The organism is Ferruginibacter yonginensis (assembly GCF_042651465.1).
Taxonomy (GTDB): Bacteria; Bacteroidota; Bacteroidia; order Chitinophagales; family Chitinophagaceae; genus Ferruginibacter; species Ferruginibacter yonginensis.
In genome coordinates this window covers 1,554,508-1,567,572 of the sequence record NZ_JBHSCZ010000001.1, presented here as the reverse complement: position 1 = coordinate 1,567,572, position 13,065 = coordinate 1,554,508, and the positions used below count along the sequence as shown (strand labels likewise).

At 35.5% G+C, this 13,065-nt stretch carries 11 protein-coding genes; 4 read left to right on the top strand and 7 right to left on the bottom strand.

Annotation, left to right across the window (positions count from 1 at the left end):
- Nucleotides 1-4 precede the first annotated feature (4 nt).
- The 3 genes from rsmA (at nt 5) to ACFOWM_RS06980 (ending at nt 5,105) form a co-directional block, all read left to right on the top strand.
- Nucleotides 5-757: a 16S rRNA (adenine(1518)-N(6)/adenine(1519)-N(6))-dimethyltransferase RsmA gene (rsmA, locus tag ACFOWM_RS06990; RefSeq protein ID WP_379708205.1), complete on the top strand. Its 753-nt coding sequence runs from the start codon at nt 5-7 to the stop codon at nt 755-757.
- A gap of 28 nt (nt 758-785) precedes the next feature.
- The gene (locus tag ACFOWM_RS06985; RefSeq protein WP_379708203.1) at nt 786-4,178 is read left to right on the top strand and encodes a methylmalonyl-CoA mutase family protein; all 3,393 of its coding nucleotides are present in this window, start codon (nt 786-788) and stop codon (nt 4,176-4,178) included.
- Between the two features lie 111 nt (nt 4,179-4,289).
- The gene (locus ACFOWM_RS06980; protein WP_379708201.1) at nt 4,290-5,105 is read left to right on the top strand and encodes an N-acetylmuramoyl-L-alanine amidase; all 816 of its coding nucleotides are present in this window, start codon (nt 4,290-4,292) and stop codon (nt 5,103-5,105) included.
- 2 nt (nt 5,106-5,107) lie between these two features.
- Here ACFOWM_RS06980 and ACFOWM_RS06975 read toward each other — a convergent pair whose 3' ends face one another.
- From ACFOWM_RS06975 to arfB, 4 genes are read right to left on the bottom strand one after another with little or no spacing between them, the layout of a single operon-like run.
- Nucleotides 5,108-6,637: a lipopolysaccharide biosynthesis protein gene (locus tag ACFOWM_RS06975; RefSeq protein ID WP_379708199.1), complete on the bottom strand. Its 1,530-nt coding sequence runs from the start codon at nt 6,635-6,637 to the stop codon at nt 5,108-5,110.
- A 46-nt stretch (nt 6,638-6,683) separates the two neighbouring features.
- Nucleotides 6,684-7,727, bottom strand: coding sequence for a cytochrome-c peroxidase (locus tag ACFOWM_RS06970; protein ID WP_379708197.1), 1,044 nt, complete (start codon nt 7,725-7,727; stop codon nt 6,684-6,686).
- 8 nt (nt 7,728-7,735) lie between these two features.
- Nucleotides 7,736-8,455 (bottom strand): MbnP family protein, encoded by a 720-nt coding sequence (locus ACFOWM_RS06965; RefSeq protein WP_379708195.1) that lies wholly within the window; start codon nt 8,453-8,455, stop codon nt 7,736-7,738.
- Nucleotides 8,448-8,855 carry an alternative ribosome rescue aminoacyl-tRNA hydrolase ArfB gene (gene arfB, locus ACFOWM_RS06960; protein WP_379708193.1) on the bottom strand — a complete coding sequence of 136 codons (408 nt, stop codon included), beginning with the start codon at nt 8,853-8,855 and terminating at the stop codon, nt 8,448-8,450. Before arfB ends, ACFOWM_RS06965 begins: the two co-directional genes overlap by 8 nt.
- A 114-nt stretch (nt 8,856-8,969) precedes the next feature.
- Between arfB and ACFOWM_RS06955 the strand changes: the two genes are divergently transcribed.
- Nucleotides 8,970-9,725 carry a geranylgeranylglyceryl/heptaprenylglyceryl phosphate synthase gene (locus ACFOWM_RS06955; RefSeq protein ID WP_379708191.1) on the top strand — a complete coding sequence of 252 codons (756 nt, stop codon included), beginning with the start codon at nt 8,970-8,972 and terminating at the stop codon, nt 9,723-9,725.
- Here ACFOWM_RS06955 and ACFOWM_RS06950 read toward each other — a convergent pair.
- Genes ACFOWM_RS06950 through ACFOWM_RS06940 form a run of 3 tightly spaced genes read right to left on the bottom strand, consistent with a single transcriptional unit; the run spans nt 9,722 to nt 13,021 of the window.
- Nucleotides 9,722-11,005, bottom strand: a complete 1,284-nt coding sequence (locus tag ACFOWM_RS06950; RefSeq protein WP_379708189.1) for a M28 family metallopeptidase — start codon at nt 11,003-11,005, stop codon at nt 9,722-9,724. The genes ACFOWM_RS06955 and ACFOWM_RS06950 overlap by 4 nt on opposite strands.
- A gap of 17 nt (nt 11,006-11,022) precedes the next feature.
- A complete protein-coding gene (locus ACFOWM_RS06945; protein ID WP_379708187.1) occupies nt 11,023-11,754 on the bottom strand; it encodes a LytR/AlgR family response regulator transcription factor in 732 nt (243 codons plus the stop codon).
- 16 nt (nt 11,755-11,770) lie between these two features.
- Nucleotides 11,771-13,021, bottom strand: coding sequence for a histidine kinase (locus tag ACFOWM_RS06940; protein WP_379708185.1), 1,251 nt, complete (start codon nt 13,019-13,021; stop codon nt 11,771-11,773).
- Nucleotides 13,022-13,065 lie beyond the last annotated feature (44 nt).

The following is a 13,065-nucleotide window of genomic DNA, read 5'->3' as shown; positions in this document are numbered from 1 at the left end:
CGCCATGTATACGTTGAAAAAGAGTTTAGGGCAGCATTTTTTAAAAGATGAAGCAATCATTCAAAAAATTGTTGCTGCTTTATTGCAACACCCATTTCAAAATTTGTTAGAAGTGGGGCCGGGTGCAGGCGCTCTTACAAAAGCGTTAATTCAAATCAACAACATACAATTTAAAGCTGTTGAAATTGATGATGAAAAAGTACCTTATTTAAAAAATAAATATCCGGTATTGGTTGATAAAATTATTCACGAAGATTTTTTAACCATCACCAAACCATTCAACGAAACCTTTACTGTAATTGGTAATTTCCCATACAACATCTCTACACAAATTTTATTTAAAATATTAGATTGGAAAGATGATGTGCCCGTGGTGATAGGCATGTTTCAAAAAGAAGTAGCAGAACGTGCCGCTGCAAAGCCAGGCTCCAAAACCTATGGCGTTTTGAGTGCATTACTACAACCTTTTTACGAAATTGAATATTTGTTTGATGTGCCTCCTGAGAGTTTTAATCCGCCACCAAAAGTAATGAGTGGTGTAATTAGGTTGGTGCGTAAAGGGGATACCTTATTAGTAAAAAGCGATAGGGCGTATATGGTTTTGGTAAAAACAGCATTTAATCAACGAAGAAAAACCATGCGTAACGCTGTAAAATCTTTGTTTGATGCTACTATATTGCAAGATGAAATTTTTAACAGGCGTGCAGAAACTTTAAGTATTCATGAGTTTGCAGCCTTAACATTTAAAATGAGTTAATTTGCCACTGGCATAAATTAGTTTTTATATGAGTGAAACAACAGCAACAAAAGTAAGATTGGTAACTGCCGCCGCTTTGTTTGATGGGCATGATGCTGCCATTAATATTATGCGTAGAATTTTGCAGAGTAAAGGTGCCGAAATTATTCACTTAGGCCATAACCGTAGCGTTGCCGAAATTGTAGAGTGTGCCATTGAAGAAGATGTACATGGTATTGCCATTACGAGCTACCAAGGTGGTCACGTTGAGTTTTTTAAATACATGAAAGATTTATTGGTAGAAAACGGTTGCGGACACATCAAAATTTTTGGTGGAGGTGGTGGCACTATTCTTCCTGCCGAAATTGAGGAGTTACATGCATATGGTATTACCAGAATTTATAGTCCGGATGATGGGCGTAGTATGGGTTTAGATGGTATGATACAAGATGTAATTGACAAAGCTAAAACTGCTGTACCTGAACCAATAGCAACCGATGCGCCACATGCTTTAGGCGAAGCTAAAGATATCATCAGCATCGCAAGGGCAATTACATTGGCTGAAAATGGAGAAGATTTTTCATCATTATTAGCTCAAATTGAAGCTGCAAATAAAACAGCTGTAAAGCCTGCTGTATTGGGTATTACAGGTACAGGTGGTGCCGGTAAATCATCAGTAACTGATGAAATTGTTCGTAGGTTTTTAAATAACTATACTGATAAAACCATCGCTGTTATTTCTGTTGATCCGAGCAAACGAAAAACGGGTGGCGCCTTGTTGGGCGATAGAATTCGCATGAATGCTATTTCATCGCCAAGGGCGTATATGCGTAGTTTAGCTACTAGAGAGAGTGATAAAGCTTTGAGCCAATATGTTACAGAAGCCATCAATATTTGTAAGGCTGCTGCATTTGATTTAATTATTTTAGAAAGTGCTGGTGTCGGACAAAGCGATGCTTCTATTTTAGAACATTGCGACGTAAGTATGTATGTGATGACACCTGAGTACGGGGCACCATCGCAGCTCGAAAAAATTAATATGCTTGATTATGCAGATGTTATTTGCCTAAACAAGTTTGATAAAGCCGGCGCATTAGATGCCCTGCATGATGTACGTAAACAATACAAACGTAACTATGAGTTGTGGGATGCAAAAGATGAAGACCTACCTGTAGTGGGCACCATCGCTGCACAATTTAATGATGCTGGTGTGAATGTACTGTTCGATAAATTGATGGAAGTAATTGCTAAAAAAACTGCTTCAAATTTTGGCGCACATGCAGCCTTCGCAAAAAGTGGTGGTATGGATGGTTCAATCATTCCGCCTAAGAGAGTACGTTACTTATCTGAAATTACTGAAACCATTGCCGAGTACGATCAATGGGTACAAGCACAAAGTACTTTAGCTACACAATTGTATCAACTCAAAGGCGCTGTTACACTTGTTAAGGATGATGCAGCCACTGCTTTACAAAAAGCTATAGCTGAAATAGAAGAAAAACTCGATAGAGAAAATGCAAAACGTATTACGCAATGGCCTACTTTAAAAGAGGCATATCGTAAACCACACTATGAGTTTAAAGTAAGAGATAAAATCATTAAACAACCGCTTACATACACTAGTTTATCGGGCACTACTTTGTATAAAGTAATATTACCTACCTACAGCGACTGGGGCGATATTTTAAAATGGCAGTTGCAAGAAAATGTGCCAGGGGAGTTTCCTTACACCGCAGGTGTGTTTCCTTTAAAAAGAGAAGGTGAAGACCCTACCCGTATGTTTGCTGGTGAAGGCGGCCCCGAACGTACCAATAAACGCTTTCATTATGTAAGTGTAGGGCAGCCTGCAAAGCGCCTCAGTACTGCGTTTGATAGCGTAACCTTGTATGGTGAAGACCCTGCTTATCGTCCGGATATTTATGGTAAAGTAGGTAACAGCGGTGTAAGTATTGCAACGGTTGATGATGCTAAAAAGTTGTACAGTGGGTTCGATTTGTGTGATCCTAAAACATCAGTGAGTATGACCATCAACGGTCCGGCACCCATCATTTTAGCATTTTTTATGAATGCGGCTATTGATCAATTGTGTGAAAAATACATCATCGAAAATAATTTAAGAGAAACAGTTAATAAAACCATCGAATCAAAATTCGACATTAACCTATTGCCGAAGTACAATGGTGTTGATGGTAAACCTGTTGTACCTGCATTGGGTAATTTTGATGGAGCTTTGCCAGAAGGGAACAACGGCTTGGGTTTGCGTTTGTTAGGGTTAAGTGGTGAAGATGTATTGCCGGCAGATGTATATGCAAGTATTAAAGCACAAGCATTATCATCAGTTAGAGGAACGGTGCAAGCAGATATTTTAAAAGAAGACCAAGCACAAAATACTTGTATATTTTCAACTGAATTTGCGTTGAAGTTAATGGGTGATGTACAAGCCTATTTTATTGATCATAAAGTGCAAAACTTTTACAGCGTAAGTATCAGTGGTTACCATATTGCTGAAGCTGGCGCTAACCCTATAACACAGTTGGCATTTACTTTAGCTAATGGTTTTACCTATGTTGAGTACTACCTCAGTAGGGGTATGCATATCGATGATTTTGCACCTAACTTGTCGTTCTTTTTTAGCAATGGTATGGATCCTGAATATAGTGTTATTGGCAGGGTAGCTCGTAGAATATGGGCTAAAGCAATGAAGTACAAATACAAGGGTAACGATCGTAGTCAAAAATTAAAATACCATATTCAAACAAGTGGTAGAAGCTTGCATGCGCAAGAAATTGATTTCAATGATATCAGAACTACGTTGCAAGCATTATACGCTATTTACGATAACTGTAACTCACTCCACACCAATGCTTATGATGAAGCCATCACCACACCAACAGAAGAAAGTGTACGAAGGGCAATGGCTATTCAATTAATTATTAACCGTGAGTTAGGTACGGCTAAAAATGAAAATCCTAACCAAGGCTCTTTCTTAATTGAAGAAATGACAGACTTGGTAGAGCAAGCGGTGCTTACAGAGTTTAACAGAATTACGGAACGTGGCGGCGTTTTAGGTGCAATGGAACGCATGTACCAACGCAATAAAATTCAAGAAGAAAGTTTGTATTACGAAACGTTAAAGCATACTGGAGAATACCCAATTGTAGGGGTGAATACCTTCTTAAATAAAAATGGTTCACCTACAATTTTGCCTGCAGAAGTAATACGTTCAACTACTGACGAAAAAGAATTGCAAATTAATATGTTGAATGCCTTTAAACAGCGCCATGCTGATAAAAGTGCAGCCATGTTATTACGTTTACAAAATATTGCCATCGCTAATGGAAATATTTTTGAAGAATTAATGGAAACCGTAAAGTACTGTTCGTTAGGTGAAATTACCAATGCATTATACAGTGTTGGCGGTCAATACAGGCGTAATATGTAAAAGCAGTTTTTATAAAATGGCACTTGTAAAAGTGCCATTTATTTTTAACCACCTAATATTTATTTAGGTAGATGTTGGTTTTACATCTTATTAAATTTTAATAATCCATTTATGGTTCGTTTATTATTGAGTGTATCTGTCATATTGTTATTAAATGCTTGTGCAAAGCAACCTTACGCAGCGTCTAACAAAATTTATAAAACCAAAGTAAAAGCGTTAGCTAAAAGTATACAAACAAAAGCGGTACCACTACAACCTAATGATATTAAGCAACCAACTGAAAATATTTACACTACCAATTTTGGGTTACGTAAACCCAATATGGTGATACTACATTATACGGCTCAAAATAGCTGTGAGCAAACGTTGCAAACCTTTACCAAACCTGCTACTGAAGTAAGTGCACACTATGTTATTTGTAAAGATGGTACGCTTCATCAACTAATTAGCGATTACTTACGTGCTTGGCATGCAGGCGCAGGCAAATGGGGTAATAATGCGGATGTTAACTCTAGTTCCATAGGTATTGAAATTGATAACAATGGTATAGATAGTTTTAGCAAAGCCCAATTAAATACCTTAACTATTTTATTAGCATCATTAAAAAAGCAATACAATATACCTACTACAAATTTTATTGGCCATAGTGATATTGCACCTACTCGTAAAATTGACCCAGGCACTAAGTTTCCTTGGGAAGCCCTAGCTAAAAAGGGTTTTGGTAAATGGTATGCTGATACCAGTACGGTACAATTACCTGCGGGCTTTAATGCAACCTATGCTTTACGTATTATTGGTTACGATGTTACAAATGTAAAAGCTGCTATTAAAGCTTTTAAATTGCATTTTATAGCCAATAATGTAACTGATGATTTAAATGAAGCTGAACAAAAAGTATTGTATGCAGTAATGTCACAATACCTATAATTTTAGCTATTACTTATGGGTGATTTATTACTAATAAAATATTTACCAATAACCGGCAGTTTTGCAAACTCCTTTTGTTCTACCAACCCTAAAAATTTGAGGTAACTGTATAATAAAATACTTGCTACTGCAATATCAAAATAGGTATTGCTCCACAAATAAATACAACCCTTGTGTATAAAAAATAAGAGTACAACAATTACTATGTAGGCTACTAGTTTTTTCCATGCGTAGGGTACTTTGTAATGTTTTTGCCCCCAAATAAATGATATCACCATCATGCTGCCATAGCTAAAAAAAGTTGCCCAAGCACAAGCCATATAACTGAAGTATGGTATAAATGCAGCATTAATAGCCAGTGTTATAGCCGCACCTATAAAAGTAATGTATGCGCCATATTTTGTTTTATTAGTGAGTTTATACCAAATAGATAAGTTGTAATAAATACCTAAAAACATATTGGCTAATAATAATATTGGTACCACTTTTAAGCCCACCCAAAGTTGTTGGTTGCGTATAAAATGTTTCCAAACATCTAAATAAAGTGCCACAAATAAAAACATAATGGTGATTGTAATCACAAAAAATTTCATTACTCGAGCATACGTTTTTTGAGGGTTGCCGCCTGCAGCTTGTTTAAAGAAAAATGGTTCGGCTCCCATACGAAACCCTTGTATAAACAATGTAATTAATATCGATAATTTGTAGCATGCGCTATAAATACCTACTTCAAATTTTGCTGCATCAACACTCGTAACTGGTGCCCACCAACCCAGCATTATACGGTCAAATGTTTCGTTGATCATACCACCAAAACCTGCAATGAGCAAGGGTAGTGCATAAATAATCATTTGTTTCCATAAAGAGCCATTAAACGAAAAGTTGATGTGTAATACTTCTTTTAATAACAACAAAAATGTTAATGCAGATGCTATTAAATTGGCTACAATAACATAACCTACGCCATAGTCTTTGATATACCATTTGGCAATCCAGCCATTAGGGTTTTGTGTAACTAAAGTAGGACAAACACTTATAAAGAAATACGTTAAACCAATCGTGACAAAAATATTTGCTAAACGGGTAAATGCAAATTTTACTGGTCTTCCATCTTGCCTCAGCTTAGCAAACGGTAACGTTGTAAGGGTATCTAGCGCAATTATTAAAACACTATATGTAATAAACTCTGGATGATTATTGAGTTGTAAAAATTGAGCAATGCTATTATTGTTCAATAAAAATATAAGTGATAAAATAAGTGTTGATACAAATATGGATATACTAGCGGTGCTATATATTTCTTTTTGCGAATGTTCTTTATGTGAAAACCTAAAATAGGCAGTTTCTAAGCCATAAGTAAACAGCACATTTAAAAAAGGGATAGCGGCATATATTAAGCTTACTTCGCCATAACCTACTCCTGATAATTTGAGGGTTAAATAAGGTGTAAGCAAATAGTTTAAAAAACGAGCTACAATGGAACTTCCGCCATACCACAACGTATCACCAGCCAATTTTTTAATACTGCTCAATTACAATAAATTTTTTTCAAAAGTAATGATTTGATACGGCACATGGTTACCTATGATTCTCAAAATTTTGAACAATGTCAGGTAAAAATCTTTTGTTTCTGGTAAAGCTTGTATCAGTAAGGGTATACAAAAATAAAATCAATTGCTTTTTTTCTCTTTCTGTGAGTTGAATCCGTTTTTTTAAAATGGGGTCAAGGTTTTGTAAAGTTGTATCAATATTGGTGTAATGATTTACCACCAACTCCAATGTCAACATACGGCCATCATGCATATACGGAATGGTAACACCCACATTTCTTAAAGTAGGCACTTTAAATTTTAATGCGTCGCTTGGTTGTTGCGTAATTTTTTGTCGACCCACATCCCCCAACTTATTTATTGGCATGCCATTGTTTCTAAAACTATTATCTGTAAAAAGGGGCTCTTTATGGCACGTGTTGCAATGTTGTTTAAAAATTTCGTATCCAGCAGCTTCAGGAGCAATAAACTGTGCAGTGCCTTTTCGTACTTGATCATATTTACTATTGGCGCTTATTAAGGTGCCCATAAATTGTGCTAATGCCTTTAACATACGTTCTGTGGTAACAGTAGCATCGCCAAAAGCGTTTTTAAAGTAATGACGATAACTCGTATCTTTTTTTAACTTCAGCAATACGTTGGGGAGGGTTTCACCCATTTCGTTGCTGTCTGTTATAGGTGCCAAAGGTTGTACTTCTAAATTATTAATAGCACCATCCCAATGCATGTTGCTCATCCATGCTAGGTTTACCAAACTTGGCGCATTACGGGTGCTGAATTTGTTATTTACACCATGACTAAAATCATGATCATACGTTGCGAACGCAGCAAAAGGTTGGTGACAACTTCCACAACTTGTTGTACCATCAACACTCAATTGTGTATCGTAAAATAACTTCTTACCTAATTGAAAACCTTCTTCAGTTATTTTATTTTTTGCAAAGATGTTTTTACTAGGAGTAGGAAAATATTTGGGAATATCTAACTGTAGCGGCGTTGTAACAAATACGTTTTTGGTAGCACTTATTAAAAAAAGGGCCAAGGTTGTTAAACTTATTATTGATATGATCATTTTTAATTTCACTCAGCATCTGTTTGTTGAAACATTCCTACAAAATTATTAGCCGCATGTACTGCAAGTACGCCAGGTGTAGCAATAACAGGTGTTTCAGCTATTTTAATAGCATATTGATGGTTCCAAAATGCATCCATATTCATGGCTACATAAAGGTGTAATGCGTTGTTGAATTTTTTTATTTGATTGGCATTGATAGGTATTGAAATGGTACGCATGGTTTGTTGATTAGGCAAATACCCACCAATATGGTATTCAATTTTGTTATTGATAGCGGTACTATTGCTACTGTAACCTTCTGCTTTAAACATAATGTAGCCGCTGTTCCAGGTCCAAAACATATTGTTGAGCGGATCTAAACTACCGCTTTGAGCACCACTACAGTTTAAAATACTATCCACCCCAATTTGAAATTGCAATGCTTGTAACGGTAATGTAACATTGTTTATTTGAATAATATTATTGGTATCGTTTTCTATTAAGTATACATTTTTATTGTAAGTGGCTGTATTGCCGTTCTGCAAAGTAATATTGCTTACATAATATTTTAATTTACTGAGTTGGTAGCTTTCGCCAAAATTATTGGTATAGCTTGCTTCATTCAATACTATTTTTTTGTTATTGGCTTTGTTTATAAAGTGAATAACAAGGTTAGTGGCTTGAGCATTTGCAGCAGCACCACATAACAGTAAAAGGCACCAATAAATAAGATTGAATTTACTCATTATGGTTTGTAACTTTTTTTCTGCCTTGTTTAATATTGCTATCGTTCTTTTTTTGTGCCAATCTTTTTTCTTTAGCGGCTTTGGTAACTTTTGTGGGAGTTCGTTTTTTGGGTGTTATTAATGCCTTTGTAATAAGTTGCAGTATTTTACTTTTTACCAATTGTTTATTAGCTAACTGCGAACGTTCGGTTTGGTTTTTTACCAATAAATAACCCTCTGCATTTATTTTATTAGCAAGTTTAACACTCAACAACTGTTTTTCATCTTCACTAACATACTTTGATTGCTGAACATGCCAATAGCCCTCAACCATGGTTTCAACCTTGTTTACATTTTGGCCACCTTTACCGCCGCTACGGGCTGTTTTAAAGATGATTTCTTTTAATATGTCGGATACCATACCCTTAAAATTACTATATATTCGTTTCAAACAAAAAGTTACGATTATTTGTAGCGTTAATATTTCGATAATAACAAAAAAACAAGCATTTTTGCATCAATCTTAAGCTTTTGTATGTTGAATCGTATTTATCAATCACTTACTGACCGTAAACAGCAACGAAAAAAATCGTTTGCGGTACTTATTGATCCAGATAAGGTGAACGATAAAAGTATGCATCAACTCATACAATTATCAATAGATGCGCAGGTGGATTATTTTTTGGTGGGTGGCAGTTTGGTAGTATCTAGTTATTTAGATGAATGTGTGCAGCTTATTAAAGATAATTGTACTGTACCTGTAATATTATTTCCTGGTAGTCCATCACAAGTTAGTAAATACGCCGATGCTATTTTATACCTGAGTTTAATAAGTGGTCGTAACCCCGAATTATTAATTGGTCAACACGTAGTATCTGCCCCTGTGGTTAAAAAGAGTGGGTTAGAGGTGATGTCAACCGGTTATATGGTGGTTGATGGAGGTGCACCTACTACCGTATCATATATCAGCAATGCGGCACCGTTACCATCAGATAAAAATGAAATTGCCATGTGTACTGCAATGGCTGGTGAAATGTTGGGTATGAAGTTGATTTATATGGATGCCGGCAGTGGTGCAAAAGTGCCTATTACTGAATCAATGATTAGTAAAGTAGCCAGTTGTATTGATGTGCCGTTGATTATTGGTGGTGGTATTACAAGTGCTGAAAAAGCCTACCACAACTGCAAAGCCGGAGCTGATGTAATTGTAGTAGGCAATGCTATTGAAAAAGATCCTTCGTTAATTAAAGAAATGGCTGCCGCTATTCACAGCGTTGCTATTACAGTTTAATTTTTTAGTGCTACCCTGCTTGGCGTATCTTTCCCATTTATAATACTTACGCTGCTTAATGCAATCGCTTTTATCACCTCTGTCATATTATCAAGGTCTAATGATGCTACATCATCACTTTGTTTATGGTAATTGGGTTCAATATCCATTTTAGATGTTGAGATCGTATGTGCAGGAACACCCAAGGCTGCTAATGTAGCGTTATCGCTTCTGTAAAATAAATTTTGTGAAGGGTAAGGGTCAGGCTCAAATTTAAAAGCAGTGCCTGCTAAGTTTTTTTGCAGTATGGTGCCTAGGTCAGATTTTTCAAAACCAGTAATATAAGCACTGTTTTTACCCCACTTGCTTTCTGTACCAATCATTTCTAAATTAAACATTGCCACCACTTCGTTAGGGTTTACTTGTTTTGAAAAGTATTGTGAACCAAAGCCTCCAATTTCTTCAGCAGTAAATGCCACGAAAATAATGGTGCGTTCATTATTTTTAATTTTGCTAAAATATTGGGCCAACATTATTACTGCTGTAGTACCAGCTGCATCATCATTGGCACCATTATAAATAGAATCGCCAGCAGCATTGGCTTTGCCAATACCCAAATGATCGTAATGTGCAGAAAAAACAACGTATTCATTTTTTTTGCTTTTGCCTGGTAGTACGCCTACAACATTGGTTAAAACGTTGGCCGTTACTTGGTTGTTAATTGTAAATTGAAAAGAAGTTGGTACCGTATTTAATAACACAAATACGGTGTTGTAGTCAATACTAAAACCATCTCTTTTAATGCGTTTTAGTCTGTTAAAATCTTTTGCAAAAGCTGTATTTACAAATACGATGCTGTTCTTTTTTGTTTGATAAATGTCTGTTGCTACAGCTAACAAATTATCATTTTCGTTGATGGTTTTTACAACGTAGCCACTTTTTTCATTGATGTTAATGATTGAATCTGTTGTAATGGCAACAATGTTGGCTGTTTCAATAGTTGCACCATCTGCAGTGCCATTAGCATTGATGAATTTAGTGCGAATATTATTGAACGATTGTAAGTAACCACTCAAGTTACCCAAAGGTTTTAAACCACTTTTTTTAAACTCAGCTGCAATAAAATTTGCAGCCATATCAATTTCTTTTGTACCTGTTTTTCTTCCTTTTAACTCGTCAGATGCTAAATAACTTTCAATACGTTTCGCTTCTGTAGCTGTTATTAATTGGTTGATGTTTTGTGAACTTGCATTAAAATGCGACCAGCAAATGATGGCAACAACAGCAATTTTTTTTAACATGTATATAGATTTTATTTTTATAAACTCATCATTTCTTTAAAGCGTACGGCTTGTCTGCGGCTTACTTCTATTTTTTCACCACCTTTTAAATCGAGCAATAAACCACCGTTAAAAAAGGTTTCAACTTTTTCAATCATACGTAGGTTTACAATATGTTTACGATTGGCTCTAAAAAATACCCTTTCATCTAAGCGTTCTTCCAAAGCGTTGAGCGATTTTAATATAAGTGGTTTGTTGGTGCCGAAAAACACTTTGGCATAATTGCCCACACTTTCAAACAAGCGAACATCAGCTAATTTTACAAACCAACAACGTTCACCATCTTTCACAAACACTTGGTCGTTTTCGCTGAGCATACCACGGTTTACACCAGTAAGAGAAGCAGCCATTTCTTTTTCTTCAGCTAATTTTAATTTGTGCAAAGCATCGCCTATACGCTTGGGTTCTACGGGTTTCATTAAGTAATCCAACGCATTTACTTCAAAAGCTTTTAAAGCAAATTCATCGTAGGCGGTAGTAAAAATTACATGAGGGGCTTTATCTAGCTCTTGTAACATATCAAAACCAGTTTTACCCGGCATTTGAATATCTAAAAAAATTAAATCGGGGTTTAAACTTTCAATTTTTTCGATGCCTTCTTTTGCGTTGGCCGCTTCGCCTATAATATCTACCTCAGGAAAATCTGCTAATAATTTCTTTAATTCGTTTCGTGCCAAACGTTCATCATCAATAATCAATGCTTTGTACATGATGGTAATTTTTTAGTTATAAGATGGCAACAATAGGCATAATTACTTTTGATTGTACCATATTGTTTTCTGTTTCATTTATTTCAAATTGGGCTTTTTTATTGTACAACAAATTAAGCCTGTCTTGCGTACTTTTTAAGCCAAAACCTTCATCAGCCTTGGTTTTTAACGAGGTTAAATTACCCGTATTTAATACAATTAACTCATGGTGGTTGTTTTTGAAGTATGATGATATTTTGATGATACCACCATTTTCTGATTTGCTAATACCATGTTTAATAGCATTTTCAACCAATGTTTGTAACATCATTGGCGGAATAGGTTGTGTGAGTGTATCAGGATGAATATCCATTTCAATTTGCAAACGCTCTTCAAAACGCATGTGTTCTAAGGCTAGGTAATCCCTTACAATATCTAACTCTTGTTGTAAAGGCACTGTTTCAAGTGTTTCAGCTTTTAAACTGCTGCGTAAAATATTACTTAACTCAGTTATTGCCGTTCTTGCTCTTTCCGGATTTTCATCTACCAAAGCCCTGATACTATTCAACGCATTAAAAATAAAATGAGGATTGATATGCGATTTTATAGTTTTTAATTCAAGTGATTTTACCACACCTTCTAACCGCAGTTTATCTAGTTGGTCGTTTCTGTTTTTATCAACATAATGCCACACCAAATAAATTAATAACCATATCGATATTAGAATGGTATTAAAAAATATACCACCAAAATTGCGACCTTTTCGTTGTTCTTCAAACTGCCATTGGTTGTTTTTATCTCTATACCAACCGGTGCTTTTTTTAATTCGGGTATAGGCTACATATTTTGTTGAATCAAGCTTGCCATTGTTTTCAAATAGGTAATAAGTGGTATTTGCAACGCCTAAGTCTTTTTCGAGTTGAGCCGCTTTATCTTTTCTTTCATTTATTTCATAACGCTCAAAAGTATTGCCGGGTATTTTAGTGATAGATTCTTGAAAATAAAATGAAACGGTGGAGCCAATTAATACCGCAGCAATAAACATTAAAAAGATTTTATCTGCCGAAAAACTCATCCACTTCATTTTTTTTAAAATGTAACGAATGAGGTGCGTAATTAAAATAAAACTGATAAAATCGCAGAAAACTGAATAGAAAAATAAGTTGCGTTTTAAAGCTGGCGTTAAATAGGCTTCTGGTGCAAATTGGTATGCAATAAATACCTGTAGTAACACCCAGCTACCCCAACCAATAAGCTGACAAAGCCAATATCTTGTTCTTCTTTTCATTATTACAAATGTAAACTGGCAGTAGCTTTTTAAAATTTTAAAGT

Excerpts from the sequence above, each read along its gene's own strand:
- rsmA (WP_379708205.1), top strand. The coding sequence starts at position 5 with ATGTATACGTTGAAAAAGAGTTTAGGGCAGCATTTTTTAAAAGATGAA.
- ACFOWM_RS06985 (WP_379708203.1), top strand. The coding sequence starts at position 786 with ATGAGTGAAACAACAGCAACAAAAGTAAGATTGGTAACTGCCGCCGCT.
- ACFOWM_RS06980 (WP_379708201.1), top strand. The coding sequence starts at position 4,290 with ATGGTTCGTTTATTATTGAGTGTATCTGTCATATTGTTATTAAATGCT.
- ACFOWM_RS06970 (WP_379708197.1), bottom strand. The coding sequence starts at position 7,727 with ATGATCATATCAATAATAAGTTTAACAACCTTGGCCCTTTTTTTAATA.
- ACFOWM_RS06965 (WP_379708195.1), bottom strand. The coding sequence starts at position 8,455 with ATGAGTAAATTCAATCTTATTTATTGGTGCCTTTTACTGTTATGTGGT.
- arfB (WP_379708193.1), bottom strand. The coding sequence starts at position 8,855 with ATGGTATCCGACATATTAAAAGAAATCATCTTTAAAACAGCCCGTAGC.
- ACFOWM_RS06955 (WP_379708191.1), top strand. The coding sequence starts at position 8,970 with ATGTTGAATCGTATTTATCAATCACTTACTGACCGTAAACAGCAACGA.
- ACFOWM_RS06950 (WP_379708189.1), bottom strand. The coding sequence starts at position 11,005 with ATGTTAAAAAAAATTGCTGTTGTTGCCATCATTTGCTGGTCGCATTTT.
- ACFOWM_RS06945 (WP_379708187.1), bottom strand. The coding sequence starts at position 11,754 with ATGTACAAAGCATTGATTATTGATGATGAACGTTTGGCACGAAACGAA.
- ACFOWM_RS06940 (WP_379708185.1), bottom strand. The coding sequence starts at position 13,021 with ATGAAAAGAAGAACAAGATATTGGCTTTGTCAGCTTATTGGTTGGGGT.